This is a genomic window from Streptomyces sp. NPDC087310, assembly GCF_044744405.1.
In the GTDB taxonomy this organism is placed as follows: domain Bacteria; phylum Actinomycetota; class Actinomycetes; order Streptomycetales; family Streptomycetaceae; genus Streptomyces.
In genome coordinates this window covers 939,567-956,863 of sequence record NZ_JBIUYF010000002.1, presented here as the reverse complement: position 1 = coordinate 956,863, position 17,297 = coordinate 939,567, and the positions used below count along the sequence as shown (strand labels likewise).

General features: G+C 67.6%; 9 protein-coding genes and 1 pseudogene. All 10 read right to left on the bottom strand.

Annotated features, from left to right (window positions below; all coding sequences use genetic code 11):
- Positions 1 to 42: 42 nt before the first annotated feature.
- The 10 genes and pseudogenes from pglX to ACIO3P_RS09850 all read right to left on the bottom strand — a co-directional run bounded on the left by pglX (position 43) and on the right by ACIO3P_RS09850 (position 17,237).
- Positions 43 to 3,852, bottom strand: coding sequence for a BREX-2 system adenine-specific DNA-methyltransferase PglX (pglX, locus tag ACIO3P_RS09895; RefSeq protein ID WP_401848166.1), 3,810 nt, complete (start codon positions 3,850 to 3,852; stop codon positions 43 to 45).
- Between the two features lie 141 nt (positions 3,853 to 3,993).
- Positions 3,994 to 5,460: a hypothetical protein gene (locus ACIO3P_RS09890; protein WP_401848168.1), complete on the bottom strand. Its 1,467-nt coding sequence runs from the start codon at positions 5,458 to 5,460 to the stop codon at positions 3,994 to 3,996.
- Positions 5,457 to 6,866, bottom strand: coding sequence for a KGGVGR-motif variant AAA ATPase (locus tag ACIO3P_RS09885; RefSeq protein ID WP_401848170.1), 1,410 nt, complete (start codon positions 6,864 to 6,866; stop codon positions 5,457 to 5,459). The genes ACIO3P_RS09890 and ACIO3P_RS09885 overlap by 4 nt, the downstream gene beginning before the upstream one ends.
- Entirely contained in the window at positions 6,853 to 7,350 is a 498-nt protein-coding gene (locus ACIO3P_RS09880; RefSeq protein ID WP_401848172.1) for a hypothetical protein, read from the bottom strand. Before ACIO3P_RS09880 ends, ACIO3P_RS09885 begins: the two co-directional genes overlap by 14 nt.
- 82 nt (positions 7,351 to 7,432) lie before the next feature.
- The gene (gene pglW / locus ACIO3P_RS09875) at positions 7,433 to 11,863 is read right to left on the bottom strand and encodes a BREX system serine/threonine kinase PglW (RefSeq protein ID WP_401848174.1); all 4,431 of its coding nucleotides are present in this window, start codon (positions 11,861 to 11,863) and stop codon (positions 7,433 to 7,435) included.
- Positions 11,864 to 12,035: 172 nt separating this feature from the next.
- Positions 12,036 to 12,839, bottom strand: a complete 804-nt coding sequence (locus ACIO3P_RS09870; protein WP_401848176.1) for a hypothetical protein — start codon at positions 12,837 to 12,839, stop codon at positions 12,036 to 12,038.
- Positions 12,840 to 13,731: 892 nt separating this feature from the next.
- Positions 13,732 to 14,541: a 3-deoxy-manno-octulosonate cytidylyltransferase gene (locus ACIO3P_RS09865; protein ID WP_401848178.1), complete on the bottom strand. Its 810-nt coding sequence runs from the start codon at positions 14,539 to 14,541 to the stop codon at positions 13,732 to 13,734.
- A gap of 278 nt (positions 14,542 to 14,819) precedes the next feature.
- Positions 14,820 to 14,945 (bottom strand): annotated as a pseudogene (locus tag ACIO3P_RS09860) (NUDIX domain-containing protein); the annotation flags it as partial.
- Between the two features lie 188 nt (positions 14,946 to 15,133).
- Positions 15,134 to 16,255: an adenosylhomocysteinase gene (locus tag ACIO3P_RS09855; protein ID WP_401848179.1), complete on the bottom strand. Its 1,122-nt coding sequence runs from the start codon at positions 16,253 to 16,255 to the stop codon at positions 15,134 to 15,136.
- A 31-nt stretch (positions 16,256 to 16,286) separates the two neighbouring features.
- A complete protein-coding gene (locus ACIO3P_RS09850) occupies positions 16,287 to 17,237 on the bottom strand; it encodes an NAD-dependent epimerase/dehydratase family protein (protein WP_401848819.1) in 951 nt (316 codons plus the stop codon).
- Between the last annotated feature and the right edge of the window lie 60 nt (positions 17,238 to 17,297).

The window sequence follows — 17,297 nt, the reverse complement described above, 5'->3', positions numbered from 1 at the left end:
ATCTTGCCAGCTCAGCAAGGTGGGCGCGGGTGGGTGACGAGATCAGCCGCCGGTGGATCCGCCACGGAACCCGCGCTTCTTCTCCGGCCGCCACGCGGACAGGTCCGCATCCGAGAGGTGGCGGTCGGCGCGGCCCTTCTCCAGGGCGGTCCGGAATTCCTCGGCCGGGTTGCCGTCCCACTCCTCGTCGTGCGCGTCGTACCACTGCTCTACCCACGGCATGAGCTCCCGCAGGCCCGCCAGGAGCGGCACGTAGCGGGGGTCCTCTACTGGCCAGCCGTCCTGCTCGTTGCGGTCCTGGACCAGGTTGACCAGGGCTTCGGCCTGCTCGCGGCGGTTCCAACCGGCCCAGCCGAGCAGCATCGAGGGATCGGTGTCGGTGGACGCCCCCGGGTAGGAGACGAACCGCTCCTTGGGCACGTCGAGCTTGCCCCGGTTCGACCAGTAGGAGTGCCGGAGGAAGTCGGCGCCGCTGTACTTCGGCGGTGGCTTGATGCCCAGCCGCTCCCCGGTCCGGTCCTCCTCACGCTGAAGATGCCAGACCTGCTCCCACTGCTCGCGCTTGCGCAGACCGGAGTCCTTGTAGCGCAGAGCGGCCAGGTAGGGCACGTGCTCGGCCTCCACGGCGGCTTTCAGGACGGTGGCCAGTGAGGCGTCGCGGTCGTCGAGGTGGTCGGCGGCGTACAGCGCGGCGACCGCCTGCACCTCTTCGTCGCCGCGGAGGGCGTCCGCGAGCTGGTTCACAGTGAGGGCACGCGGCGCGTCGTAGCCGTTGCGCTCCTCGTACCAGAGCTCCCTTCGCTCGGTGGCGTCGAGGAGCCAGGAGCGTACGGCGGTGGCTTCGCGCTTCGACCACTCCACCAACTGCCAGCGCCGCTTGTACTCGGGGCGTTCCAGGAGGCGGATGTTCTTGTTCGCCTCGATCAGATCGAGGCGTGCCTGGACGATCTTTTTGTACGTCTCCGGCCAGGTGTCCGGAATCACGTACGCCGGCCTCGAACCGTGCCGCTCGAACCACGCGGTCTCGTCGTTCTCTGCGAGGACGCGGCGGGCGAGCGCGATCTCGAAGGCACGCTGACCGAGGGCGAGGTCGGCGGGGGCGTCGGCAGGCGCCGAGCTCGGATCGGCCAGCTTCGCCAGCACGTCCGCCAGGTCCCCGGGAAGCGTGGTGCGGGCGACCTCAGAAGGCGAGAGTAGCCCGTAGGACCCGTACACGTACCAGTCCAGCTCCTCCTGGATCAGAATCATGCGGGCACGGATGGCCTCCTGGGTGTCACTGGCGGCATCGAGGGCGGCGCGGGTCGGGGGAGGGCCGGGGGCGGCGGCGAGGGTGGAGGGCTCGTGGGTGGCGAACAATTGGGCGAGAGTGTCGAGGGCGCGGGGGTGGGGCAGGGGGAGGTTGTCCGGGAGGGGGAATTCCTGGAGCTTGGTGCCGGTGAATTCGTAGTGAGAAATCCACGCTTCAGGAGCCCAACGATTACCACCCCCGCTGGAATTATCTGCGCCACCCTTGGCCTGACTCACCTGCTTAAGCCAGAAACAGGCCGACGAAGAATTTAGCACCCCCAATAGTTCGAGATGATGTTCCTCGCTCGCCCCCTCAGGCAGCTTGATCACCGGGGCGGACTGTTTGAACACCTTCCCGCCCCGGTCTAGGACGAAGTGGTTATGGGTGGCGACGAATGAGAAAGTCAGGGAAAGAGGGTTTCGAAGTTTATTCGGGTAGATCTCCTGCCACTCATACCAAGACATTCCACGTTCGAGCATGGGTGTGCCGAATCGCTTTCGTGAAGAAATTGAGATTCGGTACGGGGAGAGTGCCTTTTGCGTCGTTCCGATGGAGCTGAATGGCAGTGTTTTGAAATCGCTGTCATACACCCAGATGGAATCGAACTCTGGCTCCAGTGAGAAATCCCGGATGACGTCGCCTGTAATGAGCGGAATTGTGGACTCCACTCCGAGTCGTGCCGCTGCGCCGTTGCGTGGAAGCAGGAACAGGTCGTCTTCTCCTGTGACGGAGGTGATTCCCATGGAGTCCGCACGGTCGGACAGCCTCTGGCGTCCTGCTGACTCGATGGCTGCCATCGTGGCGCCCGCGCCGCCCCCGCTCAGCGACCAAGGGAACGGAGCGAAGCGCCCCCGCTCCGCATCCTCGACGCTCACCCACTCCGACTCGCTCCCTGGCTTTCCGACCAGCTCCGTAATGGAAACCCAGACCGGCCCCAGTGCCCCGTCCTTCGGAATGCTCGCCTCGCCCCGCACTCCGAGGACTGCCCGAATCGACTTCCCCTGCCTTGCGAACTGGTTCCTGCCGGCCAGAATCACCGTCGGAGTACCGTGCCCCGGAATGTACGCCCCGGACGTGTCGATGATGTGTGAAAGCTCGACCCCAGGGAAGTCCCGCTTGCGCTTGTTTTTGGGATCCTTGTACGTTCCCCCGTGGAAGTACGACTCGATCAGGACCTTCCCAAATTCTCTCTTCATGAACGAATTCGCCGTGATCTGCCCCGTGAACCCGCCGTCCCGCCCGCTGCCGCTCGCCCGCTGCGCCAGTTCGAAGATGCGCTGCGCGAACGGGACGGACAGCGCATACTTCCCGGAGCAGGCCCAGTACACATTCCGGTAGTTCTGGTTCTCCTGCTTGTCCTTGACCGTGATGTACGGCGGGTTTGCCACGACCACGTGGTACGAGCCCCGGCCGAGCAGGTCGACCTCGGCCTGGTACTCCTTGATGTCCTCGGTCCGGTACGTGAAGACCTCACCCCGTTCCGCCTCGTCAAGCGTCGCGTCCGCCTCCTGTCCGGCGTCCCGCCCGTGAAGGAGCGAGTCGCCGATCGCCACCCGGATCGGCAGCTTTGGCGCCCCACGGAGGCCCCGTACCCCACACTCCTGCAGTGCGGCGGCGAGTAGCCGGAAGCGGGCGATGGAGGCGGCGAACGGGTTCTTGTCCGCGCCGTGGACGGACTCCAAAGAGCGCCGGATCAGCAGCATGTCCTCGGTGCCGGGCTCCTCGTCCCGCCATTTCGCGAGGATCCGCTTGAAGAGGCCGAGCAGAAAGTGTCCGGATCCGCAGGCAGGGTCGATGCAGCGCAGGCCCCGCACTTCCGCGTCCGCGCCATCCCCGTAAAGCTCCCCCGTCCAGCCGTCCGGCCGGTGCTTCCACGCCGGGGCGAGCCCGAACTCCTCGATGGCCGGTTCCAGAGTGAGGTCGAGGATGAACTTCTCGACAAATGGGGGGGTCTGCAGCAATGCGTACGCCTTGCGGGCGTGCTCCGACAGGTGCTGGTACAGGTCGCCGAGGAAGCGGGTGTCGAGGTCGTCGCTGCTGAAGTCATGGCGGATCGTGCCGTCGGCGCCGCGCTCGCGCCAGAAGGCGAGGAGGCGGGTGGCGGCCCCGTAGGAGGGGGTGATCTCCCAGAGCGGGTTGTGGGACCGGTCGAAGAGGCCGGCCGCCGTGGGGTGGGCGTCGGCGAGCGTGGTGAAGGCGTGCAGCAGCCAGTCGCGGTCGTTGCGCTCGGGGTTGGTCCGGAAGTACGCGTCGTGGTGGTCTTGGGCCTCGGTGAGGCGGTCTCCGGGGCCGGAGAGCAGGGCGTCGGAGATCAGTCCGTTGTCCTCGCTGAACCGGACGAAGACACAGGAGAGGACCCAGGCCGCGGCGACCTGGACCACCCGGTCCTCCAGCCACGTCTCGTACATGGCGCCCGTCGTCCGCTCGGACTCGACGGCTTCGTCGTACTCGGCCCGCAGCGCCGTCGCGAACTCCGTTTCTTCCCCCGCGCGCTTCCGCAGGTCGTCCTGGAGGAGGGCGACCTGCTTCTGTAGATCCTTGAGCAGCGCTTCGTGATCCAGCAACGTGCCTGACGTGCGGACATCCTCGGACGACACCTGCGGGACCTCGTTCCTTCGTTCGGGAGACGCCTGCCGTGTTGCTCCCACGGCTTCGGCCTCCCCCATCCTGCCAGCAGGGCGAACCCGACATCGGCCCGAGCCGTCTCAGGGCGCCTTGCGTACCCCGCCCAGGCGGCCGACCCCCAGATAGAGGCGGAAGATGTCGGGCATGTCGACACGATTCTCGCTGCGTTCCGACATCAGACCGAGGTCGACCAGTTCGTTGATGAGGCCGTCAAGATCGTTGGGGTCGCGTGGGCCGGTGCGCGGTTCCTGTTGGTCACCGGCGGTCGCGGAGCGAGCCATGTCCTCGCGCAGCAGGTCCGGCAGTCCGGCCTCGGTCCAGTGGTGGCGGACCCAGTTCCGCCCGATGGGTACCTGGAGTCCTTTGAGGAGTGTCACCGCCCTCGCGGTCCAGGGGAGATCCTCGGCTGCCTCTCGGACCCGTACTTCGGACGCCTTCTGGACTCCCTTCTGGATCGCCTCGTAGTGCAGTGCCCAGTCGTGCGTGGCGTACTCGTCACGGGTCACGGCGGCCGCGACGGCGAGGGTCTTGAGGAAACTGCGGGGGCTGATCACCTCCTTGCCGTCCATGAGGTGATTGGGCAACCAGCTGTAGGTGGAGCCCTTGCGGAAGTTGCTGCCCATGTAAGGTCCGGCAATCTGGGTGAAGAGATCGGCTTGCGCCTTCCTGTCGCCGCTGAGGCCGGACGGCGGGGTGTACCGGAGGCCGTCGGTATCGGGCTGCCAGCCACCGGTGACCGTGCGGAAGCGGCGTGCGATCTCGCTGTCCTGGTTGCCGAGGGTATGGAAAAGGAGCCCGTACAGGTTGACCGGGGCCCAGGGCAGGTCGGTGGCGGTTCCGGCCAGCTTCGAGGCGTCGGGGAAGAGCAGTGTCGCGTTGCGGAACATGTCAGGCCGCAGGAAGACCTTGAAGCGGATGTTCCGGGTGCCGATCCGCATCTCCAGGGCGAGCCGCAGCAGCGCCGCGACCATCTGGTCCCGTTCGGCGGGCTGGGGGTGCAGATGTTCCAGGGCATCGAAGAGCAGCAGCCGTACGGTGTTTTCCCTGTGGGCCTCCCGGTCGGCCTGTTCCACGGTGAGCTGTGCGGGGCCGGGGTGGCTGTGCACCCAGGCGGCCCGGTCCCGCCAGTCGGTCAGCGCGCACACCTCGGGTTGGCCGAGCGCGGTGAGCAGGACCGCGTACCAGAGCGTGTACGGGTCGGTGCCGTCGTCGATCAGCCGGCTCAGGAGCATCCGGCTGGGGTAGCGGGCCGAGTCCATGTCCGCGCCGTGTCCTGGCGAGACGGTCAGGCGGTTCAGACGGTTGATCCGGTACTCCTCGGCGGCGTAGGCGCGCAGCCGGTCGTCGAGGAGCGAGCGGTACCAGAAGGTCTTCCCGACGCCACGGCCACCGAGCACCACGGTGTTGTCGACGTAGAGCGCCGTGCGGTGCGAGTCCGGCATGAAGAGGGTATTCGGGGTCGGCGGGCTGGTGTCGGCGTCCACGGCCTCGTCCAGCGCCTCGGACAGCAGCTCGCGGTACTCCTCCGTCTGGATCGGTTCGGTCACGGAGCCGTTCCCTCGTCCTCGGAGTCGATCGCGCCGACGCGGCCGTCCGTGACCAGAGGCGTTGCGACTCGCAGGAAGTCGCGGTAAGCGGCCTGCACGAAGGCGCGGTTCTGCCAGGAGGGGGATTTGAGTGCGTCCATGCTGACCAGGCCGGGTTCGAAAAGGATCGGGATCGCGTAGTGCGGAGCGGCTTTGTCCTTTTCCGACGGTGCGAACACCTCGGAGGCCGAGCCGGCGTCGTCCGCAGGAAGCTCGTCGTACAGCGTCGCGCTGAAGTGCTCGAAGGCGTGGCCGCGGAACGACTGGAGATAGGCGTCCATGGAGTGGTGGGCCGAGTCCGGCACCATCGAGGCGACCATCTTCAGCCGCTCACGGATCCGCTCCGCCTGCCCCGAGGTCTGCCAGGCGGTGAACAGATCCCGATAGCCCGTCCACGTCTGGGAGTTGTCCGCGCCGAAGAGCAGCGCCAGATCACACAGTCGCGAGATGGTGACTGCGGCGACATCGTGGATGCCGGCCCGGCTGTCGAGCAGCACGACGTCGGGGCGCCGCTCGCTGTCACCGCGGGCCACAGCTGCTTCGCAGGCTTCCACGGAGCGCCGCAGCCGATCGGCGAAGGACGCGCCAGGAATATCAGCGTACACACGATTCAGTTTGTCGACGTAGCTGTACGGGGCGGCGTCGGTTCCCCTGCCGCGAGCCGGAGCTACCCACAGCTCGCCAAGTCTGTTTCGCGCGTTGTAATTGCTGTTGGCCACCAAGTCGAGGTCATCCGGGTCGGAGACCGCCGACTCCACCAGGTGATCCACCAGCCCGTACGTCGGGAGCTGGTCTTTGGCCAGTAGTAGCGGGCCCACCCCGGGGGATTCCAGGTCGAGGTCCACTACGAGGACTACGAGTCCCTGGTCGGCGAGGTGGCGGGCCAGCATCGCGGTCGCGGTGGTACGTCCTACCCCGCCCTTGAACCCGTACATGGCCGTGCGATATGGGCGGGAGTCGGAAGGTGTGTCGTCCGGTGCGGACACCTTCGCCCAGTCCTCGCCGACCACCGTGTTGTCCAGGAGCCGAACGCTTCCCGCACCGCCCGGGGGACGCAGCGCGTCCGGAACGGCACGCGGCGAGGCCAGCAAGGTGTCGGCGGCGAACATCGTGGAGGCCAGGGTGAGCGGCTGGGAGGTGATGTATGCGCCAAGGCGATCGGCCAGTGCGCTGTGCCAGCGTTCCTGTGTCTCGTCGTCCACCGGCTGTCGGCGGTCGTCGACGATGAGGGTGAACCGGCCGAGCACATCCCGTACGAGCAGGACGTCGAATCCTTCGTCACCCGTGGAGCGGGCCAGCGCGAGGGCGCGGGGGCCGGCTTCGTCGAAGCGGACCGGAGCGCGGCCGGGGGCGTCAGAGGCGTTCATGGAAGACTTCCAGGGTTCCGGTGATTCGAGCGGACTCGTGCAGGGCGAGGATGAACTGGGCAGCGTCGTGCAGCGCGGTGACGGTTGCCTCGGTGATGTGATCGCAGTGGTGGTAGCGATCCTGCTCCGTCCAGTTAGCGAAGGCGGAGAGTTGGTCACCGAGGGCGGTCAGCAGGTGCTGCCCCCGGCGTCCGGTTGCGAGAACTGCCAACTCCGTTTCGGACCAAGGGAGATGCCCGTACTCTTGCACTCCGCCTGTCGGCTTGGGTATCCAGGGCCTGTTCGCCTGCTTCCCCTTGGGTGGTTTCGGCTTCATGCTTGCCTCGGTGTAGCGCAGCAACAGGCTCTTCAAGGCGCACTCCGCCGCGAAGCCGAGATGGTGGTCGGCGTTGGGCCAGCGCTTGCGTTTGCAGAGGTACCGGGCGTCGTCGTAATGACGTCGTGCGGCGCTGGCGTAGTGGTCCTCGGTCGTCATCTCGGGCACACAACGGATCATAGGACGCGTTCGTCGGCCGGGGAGCGTAGGTCACGACAACTCAGCAGTCCTGAGCTCCGCCCTCGCATCGTCACTTGACCGCCGTCTGCAGCTCCTTCAGGAACAGTCCTTCAAGGACCACCCACTCGCTGACCCGGTCCACCACATCCACCGTCCGTCCTTCCAGCGCCGGTGTCGCCCGCGGATCCTCCATGGGAACCAGGAGCCACAGCCCGTGCGGAAGGTCGGCGGGACGACGCGCGGCTTCCTGCAGCGCGACCAGGAGCTCCCGTCCGCCTGCCTCCCAGTAGCGGGCGATCAGGGCACTCTCGTGCGCCAGGACGACCGTGCGCGGTTCCGCTCGTTCGGCCAGGGCGACGACCTGTGCGGTGACACGTTCTGCAGCGAGCCGGGTGTAAGAGGCGAGCCCGGCGCCGAGCGAGCCCGACACGGAGAACTTCGCGTCAGCCTTGAGCAGCGCCTGCCACTGCACCCCCTGTTCCTCGGCCAAGTCACGGAGTGAAGCCAGGAACAGGTCGCCGAGCGAGACCATGTTGACTCCGAAACGGTTGGCCAGGCTCGCGGCGATGCCGGGCATCTCGGCCCCCTTGAGCGTGAGGGCGACGAAACCGCCCCGGCGGCGCGCCGCCGCCAGGCGTGCGGCGAGCACCTCGCGCGGGTCCAGGCCCTGGGCGAGATCGCGCTGCGCGGCGGCGATCAGACTGCCCGTGCTGGTCAGCGCGGAGGCAGTGAGCGCGAGCCCAGTGCTGCCCGCTTCGGGTACCCGCGGCAGGAACCGCTTGCGGTCCTGGTCGTACTCAAGTGGGAAGCCGGCCTTGGTGAGGGCCTCAGCCACCTCGATGTACGTGATGCCGTGGAGCGCGGTGAGCCCGGGGAAACGGGCCCGCACCCGGACGAGCAGCTCGTCAGTGCTTATGCCTACACCCGGCCGCACCCCGGCAGGGGCCTGGGAAATCAGCAGAGCACGCGACAGACCGAGGGCCAGCGGGAAAAGCTCAAGGCGCGGAGAGGACCCGACCCGGACCGCCATGGACGCGGCCAGCTCCACGAGCCGGGTGTCAGCGACCGGCACCATGCCCTCGGGCGCCGGCACGGCTCGCAGTTCGCGCAGCACCGTTGCCCGGCCGGGCAACGGATCCCGTGTGGCGATATCGGTTGCCACCTCACCGAGCCGGGCGGCGTAGTCCGCGAGTTCGGCGGGAGTGGGATCGTCGGCCCCGGGCTGGTCCTCCAGTGCGAGCACGACGTGACCACCACGCCGCAGAATAGCGAGCCGAGCAGCGGGCTCCAAGTCGCCTTCGACGTGGGTCGTGGTCTCCGGACGCTTCCGGGCCTCGGTGTCGGCCGCTGCGCGTACGACGGCGAGGGCCTTGCCCAGCGTCTCGGCGGGATCCGCGCCCGCGCTCGCGCCGTGCCGGACGCGCAGCTCGGCCGCGAGCTCAGCGGCGGTTGACACCCGTCCCTGCCCCAAAAGGAGGACCACCAGCTCGTCGCGGACCTTGCAGAGCCACGGCTGGGCGGCCCATTGGTCGTTCGCGGCGACCAGGTGCTGGGAGACAGTCGGTTGGCTGATTCCCAGGGCTTTGGCGACAGCCGACTGCGCGGGCCAGGTCTCCAGCGGCACGCATCCGGGCAACTGGAGAGTGGCCGACACGACGTCGGGGCGGGGTTTCTTCGCCCGGCGACCGGAATCCTGGGGGGTCAACCGGGCAGCCAGAGTATCCACGGACTCCAGGAACTCCTCGGGGGAGTCCGGGGGCAACGGTACGGGCGCCGTGGCTGCCGGCCGCTTCCGCAGGTCCTGGGTCCACTGCCGGTGGCGCCGGTTGAGTTCCTTGCGGATCACGTTGCCCGCGCCGCGCGCACGCGAAATGGTGTGCGGCGCGATGTCGAGCAAGGCACCCACGGTGGCGGCGCCAAGGGAGGCCGCGACGGACACCGCGCGCGGTGAGAGCCCAGCCGCGTCCAGGGGGGTCTTCAATGTGGCTGCGGCCGCGGCTTGCTCGCGAATGTCCTCGACGTCCTCGCCCTGGGAGCCGAGGGTGGCGGGCGTGGTCGCCGGAGGAGTCGAGTCCGCCTGGCGGAACACCTGACGCCAGCCCTCCTGCAGATCACGCAGGCTGTCGAACCTCTGCTCCACATCACGGTGCAGAGCGCGTTCGAAGAAACGGGTGAGGCCCTCGCTGAGGGCCGGTTCGAACAGCTCGCGGGCGACGTAGAGGTCGGCGGTCGGCACAGTCAGCGGAGAGCTCTGCCCGTCGCCCCAGGTCGGACGCACCCCCGAGGCCATCTCGTGCAGGGTCACAGCGGCGGCGTACCACTCGGCGTGGTCGTCGTACCTGGCGCGGCTCCCCCCGCCGAGGAACGGATCGAGGTAGCCGCGGGTGCCGGCGTGCACATCCTGATCGGGGGCGTCGGCCAGCGAGAAGTCGAACAGCATCAACTGCCACGAGCCGTCGTTGCGCTTGAACAGGCCGAGATTGTCCGGCTTGATGTCGCGATGGCGTACTCCGCGTGCGGCCAGGCTGTCTAGGGCGTCGAAGAGGTCGTTGCCGAACCGCTCCAACTGGTAGTAGCTGAGACGGCCCTCGCCACGCAGCCGTGACCCCAGGCTCACCGCTTCCCGGTCCCCGGCGGCACGGAAACCGCCCGCGAACTCGATCTCAAGGACGGTCCGCGGACCGATCTCCCGCGGCGGGGCGAGCAGCTTCACGATGCGCCCGCCGCCCACCTCCTGGAGCGCCTTGGCCTCGGCGTACAGGCGTGCGTCCTTCTGCTGATCCAGGGCGATCTTGAAGACCCGGGGGGAGTCCTGGTCACTCGCAGGTGCCTCAGCGGTCACGGTGCGGCGGACCAGCACCGCGCGGGCCGTGGCACCGGTGCCGAGGACGCGTGTCACGGTCCAGGTTTCGTCCAGAGGCTGGCCCGGTTGCACTGAGAGCGGGTCGGTGACCACCGTCCCGGGGCGGTCCAGCGGGGTGGCCTCGGCCTCCGCGGCGTCGAGCAGTCCCAGGAAGTCGTCCACGGACGCCAGCCGGTGCTGCACGTCGGCGGCGGTCGCCCGGAACACCATCGAGTCCAGCGCGGTGGAGAGACCGTCGGTCACCGCGTAAGGATGCAAGCCGCCGTCCGCTGTCAGCCGGTCCACCAGCGCACTACGGCGATCGGCGGGGGGACGCCCGGTCAGCAACAAATAGGCCAGGCTGCCGACGCCGAAGACGTCGAGATCGACTGGATCGGCGAACTCCTGGTCGGTCTCGGGAGCCAGGTACACCTGGGCGACATCCGCGATCAGACCCGAGTCCAACGGAGTGTCGCCGAGCGACCGGTGCATGGTCGTTTCGAAGTCGCGAGCGGCGGTTTGCCAGTCCGCGATGTGCAGAGTGGGGTCGGTGCCGTCCTCGCGTGCCGAGACGTACACCGAGCGGGCCGAGAGCGCCCGGTGGTAGAGGGAACGGTTGTGGGCGTATCGCAGGGCTTCTGCCAGCTGACGCACGAGGTCCAGTCTGAGCGCAGGTGTCAGACGTCCCCCGTACGCATCCAGGTACGCGTCGAGCCGTAGATCCGTCTCCCGGTGCCGGAAGAGAATGGCCGGCCCGCCCTGGTGCTCCCGGATCTGCGTGGCCTGCACGATGCCCCGGTGATTGATGCCTTGCAGTACCTGGTACTCGCGGCGGGCCGCACGGTCCACCTTCTCGCGCTGCTGCTCCGATGCGGCCTGCCCGGCCAGGTAGATACGGACCCGGCCATTCTCCTGGACCAGTCCGTCGACCCGTACCGCCAGCCGGTCCTCCCAGCCCGGGCCCGCATCCAGGAGACGCGGTTCGAGCTTCCAGCCGTCGCCGAACCGCAGGTGCGCGGTCGAGTGGCTGATGCCGATGTGCTTCATCAGCTCTTCGAGCAGCTGAGCCGTGTTTGGGGTGACGCGCCAGCTGTCCCGCTCCGGCGGCAGCCCGAGCAGGCCGTCCCAGATCTTCGGCAGGCCACTCGAACCGCCGTTGCGGCCGTAGACGCCGGTGCGCTGCACTTCGTCCAGTTCGCTGACGAGATTGGCATCGTGGAGGAAGACGGCCGGCCTGATGAAGGGAATACGCCGCGGGTCGATCTTCCGTGCCCGGGCCGCACGTTCCAGCTGACCCTTGAGCTCCTTGGCTTTCATATCGGTCAGGTGCAGTGGGTTCTTCAGAGTCCGCACCCGGTCCGCGTGAAACTGCCAGGTGTCCCCATGATTGACGACCCGGCCTGGATGCCCCTTCAGCTCCACCAGGTAGACGCCGCCCGGCGCCGCGATGAGCAGGTCACACTCGTTGACCCGTCCGGAGGCTGCGGTGAACTGGAATGTCGCCCACGCCCGGTACGGCTCGGCGTCCGGTAGCAGCTGCCGCACATGGTCCAGTCCGTCCTGCTCCCACTCGTAGCTGGACTTGCGCGGCTGGAACCAGCGCTCCCGCCGCGGCGGAGGGCCGGGCCGGGGCGCAGACGGCCGCGGAGCTGATGTCACCGGGAAACCTCCGGATCTGGGGCATCGGTATTCGACATGAAGGTCTTCGGACAGTGGGAAGCCGGATCCTGGCTCGCACTTTTACTCCGCCCGGCCAGTCATCGTAGTCGGGCCGGCCGGATGGCCGTGATCAGTGGCCAACCCCATCTTGCTCGTGAGATTGCCGGTACCGCTACGCAGAAACGGCAGCGTCGTGGCCTCGCCATGATGGCCCGGGCGCTCCACCGCCGGCTCCCTCTACGGCGAGGCAGATCGTTGCGCAATGCAGGGTGCTTGGAGGGCAGGCTGATCGTGAGCGGTGCGCCGGCGGAAAGCGCGGGCTCTGGACCGTTTGTGTAGCCCGCCCGTTTCCTTGCTCTCTGGATGCGGGGATCGATGTCGGCCGGCTGCTCCGTGCGTTCTGCGCGGCCTGCCACGCCTCGCTGATCCGTGAACGCCTCAGCAGCGCCTCCAGTTTGGCTTCAGCGGCGATCTGTTCCGAGGCGATGTCGACATCGATCGCATGCACCAGCACGGTGATCGCCGCGTCGGTGGCGATCAGCGCGGCCTGACCCACATGATCAGGGACTTCCTTGAGGATCTGGAAGGACGCTGTGCGCGTCTCGAATCCCTCGTCGGTCATGTGCCCGACGTCGTGGTGGAAGGCACGGTCGCGTTCTTCGGTGTTGATCAGCCGCTCGGTCACCCAGCGGGCGACCGCCCGGTACTCCTCCCCCGTCCGCTCCGGCAGCTGCAGGGCGGCGAACTCGGCCACGTGTTCCACGACAGCGTCCTGCCGCACGGCCGAGGTCATGTCCGTGCGCAGGGTCACGAAGTCAATGGCGGCCAAGGCCAGCTCGGCCATGCGGTATCGGTTCCACCCGCGTTCCTTTTTGGCCTTGCTGCTGTCCAGGGCCACCAGCGGGGAGCCCACGGCCAGGGCCCGGATCCGCAAGGTGATGCTCTCGTAAACTGTCGACGGCTCTTTGAAGATCACCAGTTCTGTCCCCCCAAGTTCATTTCTGGCGCGCTGAGTTCAAGCTAAAACACGGCACTGACAATGGTCATGGAATTCGAACGCATGGCATATTCCCTGCGGGGATATTGGCGGATGTATTGGAGCCCGGGGGCACGCTTCAGGTCGAGTGTGAAGCTGGCGACTCCGTCGGTGCTGTCGGTCGGGGTGAGCGTGTAGCCGTTCCCGGAGTAGGTGTCTGGTCCGGAGCGGGTGAGTGGGTCCCTTGTGCCGCGACGCCAGAGGCGACGCGGCTCCAATTTCCGCTTCCGTGAGCGCTTCGGCTCCCGCTCAACGATCACGGTCTGAGGCGCGGCAGGCACCTCGTCGACAGATGCCGGGTCGAAGTGTCCTGGGGAGCTCCTGCGCATCGCCTCGACGTACACGGCCGCGGGGTCGCGCATGCGGCAGCTGAGGATGTCTTGGAAGTTCATCGCGACCGTCTCTGACGGCCATGAAGCCCAAGTACGCCTCTCTGTGCCTGACGGGCGGAATAGAGCAGGTGCTTAGAAGGCACCTGCTCTATCCACTGTGCTACGGAGGCTGACCCACGCGAAGGCAGCTTCCGCGGAGGCGCGAGGGGGCCTATGGGCGATCGTAGAGTCCCGTTCGCCGGAGGACACGAGCGCTCCTTGATCGAGCCGTACCCAGGGTTTCCCTTTGGTTGCGTGCCTTCAGTTCCTCCCGAAAAAACCCTTCACCTCATCGGCATTGGCGATTCTGGCTGAAGAGGCGAAGGTGTCGTGCCTTAAGTTACTCCGCAGGGTAACGATGAAGGGCGTCATTACCGAGGCCATGCCGCGTCTCGCTGAGCCCGGTATCTGGAGCGCTGGAGACGGGGTGTTTTAGGAGTACGGACGAGTATCCGCTTGCGTCACATGAGTGCAGACCGCCTCGAGGTTCTATGCATGAGAACCGCTCCGCCGCATCGGTTGAGGAGACGCTCGGCTCGCGCCAAATCTTCCGGCGTGTCTATCGCCACACCGTCGTCCAGGACGGGAACCATGTGTACGGCGTGACCGTGCTCGATGAACCGCAGCATCTCCACACCCTCGGCGCGCTCCAGGGGCCCCTGCTGGAGTTGTAGGAAGTATTGGAGAGTTGGGCCGGTGAAGCCGTATAGACCCAGTTGGCGTAGGTACCTCGGGCGGTCTCCTTTGGGATAGGGGATGGGCTGGCGCGAGAACATCAGGGCCTCGCTGCGGGCCGTGACGACGACCTTGACGACGTTGTGGTCCAGGACGGCGCCGACGTCGACCAGCTCGGTGTAGGCGTTCACGGCGAAGGTGCCCGGCGGCCTGTACTCCAGGGCCTCGGAGACGTCGTCGATGGCGGTCGGCGAGATGAACGGTTCGTCTCCCTGGACGTTGATGTACCCCTCGGCAGGCAAGCGCTCGGCGACCTCCGCTACGCGGTCGGTGCCGGTGAGGTGCTCTCCGGTGCGAATGCAGTCGATGCCCAGTTGGCGGCACGCGGCTTCGATGCGTTCGTCGTCGGTCGCCACGATGGCTCCGTCGAGGCGTTTGGTCTCCAGGCAGCGCTGGTGGACGTGCCAGAGCAACGGCTTGTCGCCGAGGAGGGCCAGTGGTTTGCCGGGGAAGCGCGAAGCGCCCCAGCGGCAGGGTATGACGGCGACGTGTCGGCGCGGTTTGGCGCCGGTCGGTTTGGCTGTGGTGGCGGCCACGGCGTCCTCCTGGTGGTCGGGTAAGAGCGGGGCTTCAGACGAGCTGGGCGAGCTTCGCGCGGACGGTGAGTGAGGCGGCGTTTGCGAACGGCCGCCACTGGTAGCCCTCGACCTCCTCTTCTTGAAGCGCTACCGCGTGTTCTGCCCCGAGTTGGAAGGCCCAGCGGAAGTCCACGTGGTGGTGGGCCGGCTCGTTCTTCGACGGGTTCGCGTCGATCGTGTGCTCGTCGATGTCGAGGGGGAACGTTCTCGTAGCCGGCGAGGGGGACGACAGCGCTGGGCGGAATGCCGGCCTCCTCGTGCAGTTCGCGCAGGGCGGCATCGCGCAGGTGCTGGTCAGCCGGTTCGTTGTGTCCGCCGGGCGCCAGCGGTTTCCCGGACGCCTTGTGTGCGATGTGCAGCACGTGCCGTTCGCCGTTGATGAGGATGGCGCTGCAGGTCACGTGGGCGGGAAAGGTCTTACGGCTGGTGGGAGCTTCCGTTCCGGCGAGCGCGGCGAACAGCAGGGTCAGGGAGTCACGTTCGTTGGGGTGGCGGGCGAGGTACGCCTCCGTGACGGCGCGGATGTGGTCGGTGGAGGGAGGCAACGAAGTCACCTTTCGAAGTGGCGGAGCCAGATTCTGGCGATGGTGTCGCGGTCGGCCGCCGGCATCTCGTGCAGTCCGGGCTGGAAGCGGGCGTGGCTGAGTGCGGCGGTGGCGGCGAGTATCTCGGCCTGGACGAGGTGGATGTAGGTGCCGACGGCGGCGCCGTGCACGAAGTTGACTGCACCCCCGTCGGCGAGAACGTAGAAGTAGTGGCCGATGACCTCGTATCGCGTCAACTGGGGTCCGACGGGCTGGCGTTCGTAGAGGTCGTGGAGGCTGCCGAGTTCCAGTTCGTCCTCGGAAGAGGTCACCGATCCGAGGTACGCGCCGTTCCGCAGGGCGGCGAAATCCTCGTGCCGAAGGGCGAGATTGCCGGTGGCGCACAGGACGAGTTCCGCGTCGTGGACGGCCGCGGTGGTGGACGCGCTGGTGCGGAAGCCGAGGGAGTGCGCCTGTACCCGCTTCACCGGATCGTTGTCGTACACGGTGACGCGCAGGTCCTGGGCGCGCAGGGTTTGTGCGATGGCGCGGCCGATTTTGCCGAAGCCGATGACGCAGGCGTTGCGGCTGGTCAGGATGTCCCCTCGGGCGCGGACGAGGGCGTCGGTGGAGAACACGATCGACCGGCCGACGAGGTGGTCCTCGCAGTCCTTGAGCGGCGAGCGGGCCACGGACACGACCGGACACGGCAAGGAGCCGAGGGCTGCGTACCGCTGGTGACCGTTCTCGGTGTCCTCGACGACGCCGAGGATGCGGCCGGAGAACTTGCTCATGAGAGTGTCGAGGCTGGCCGCGAAGTACCCGCCGATGTCCACCAGGACGACGTCCTGGCCGCCGGCCGTGTCCTCCAGGTAATCCAGGGCTTGCGTCTTGTCGGTGAACCGCTCCCGGGTCAGGTTGTGGATCGGCAGGGTGCGCCGGACGGCGTCGAGGGTCGGCTGGTGGATCGACCGGGGCTTGGGCAGTACGGCGCCCACCGTGGAGACCGCGGTCATGGCGCGCAGGAATGCCGGTCTTTCCGGGAGCAGGTGCGTGATGACCAGCGTCGTGATCGTTTCGCCGGCGGGGAACTGCGCGGTGATCTGCCGGAAGAAGGCGTCCAGCCGCGCTTGCTCGGGAGTTTCCACTACCACTCCTCTCGGGCTTCGAGGCGTAGGGTTACGCGGCCCGGCTGTAATCCGGAACCTGGGCAGCCAGCGCCTGCATGTGTGCGCGCAGCCCGCTGTGGAGGTCAATTCGCGGCTGCCAGCCGAGGACTTCTCGGGCACGGCCGGGGTCGGCGCGGGTAACGAGGACGTCACCGTTGCGCGCTTGGTCCTGGTGGAGCTGGATGTCGCGGCCGGTGAGGCTGGTGGCGATGTTGATTACGTCCAGCAGCGATGCGTTCGATCCGCCGCCGACGTTGATGGCGCCGTGGGCGGTCGGCACGACGGCGGCGGCGATCGTGGCGGCGACCACGTCGTCGATGTAGGTGAAGTCGCGACGCTGGTGGCCGTCTCCGTACAGACGCAGGGGTTGTCCGGTGAGGGCGGCGTGCAGGGCGCGATGGGTGAACATGTCGGCGCGCTGCCGGGGGCCGTAGACGGTGAAGTACCGCAGGGCGACGACGCTGGGGCCGCTGGGGCGCTCGGCGTAGGCGAGGCAGAGCTGTTCCTCGGCCAGTTTGGTTACGGCGTACGGGGAGGCGGGCTTCGGGCGGTCGGTCTCGAGGCTCGCTCCGCCCTCGGCCGGACCGTAGACGCTGGAGGAGGAGGCGACGACCAGTCGGGGGACGCCGATCCGGGTGGAGGCGTCGAGGACGCGGTGAGTGGCCAGCACGTTGGACGCGAGGTAGTCGCCGAACTGCGGTCCCCAGGAGGGCCGTACGCCGGGGATGCCGGCGAGGTGGAAGATCGCGTCCGCGTCGATCAGGAGAGGGTCGATCGCGCAGTGGAGGAGGTCGGCCGTGACGTGGTGGTATCCCGGGCGCCCCCGCAACGCAGCGAGGTTGGCGGCGGCCGTCGGGTCGGTGGACGGGTCTCGGCGGTCCACGCCGATCACGGTGGTGCCGGCCTGGACGAGGGCGTGTGCGAGGTGGGACCCGATGAATCCGGCGGAGCCGGTCACCACGGCCCGTCGAGGGGCAGCGTTGGTCGGGGGCTGCTCGTGCTGCGGCACGGGGATCTCCAG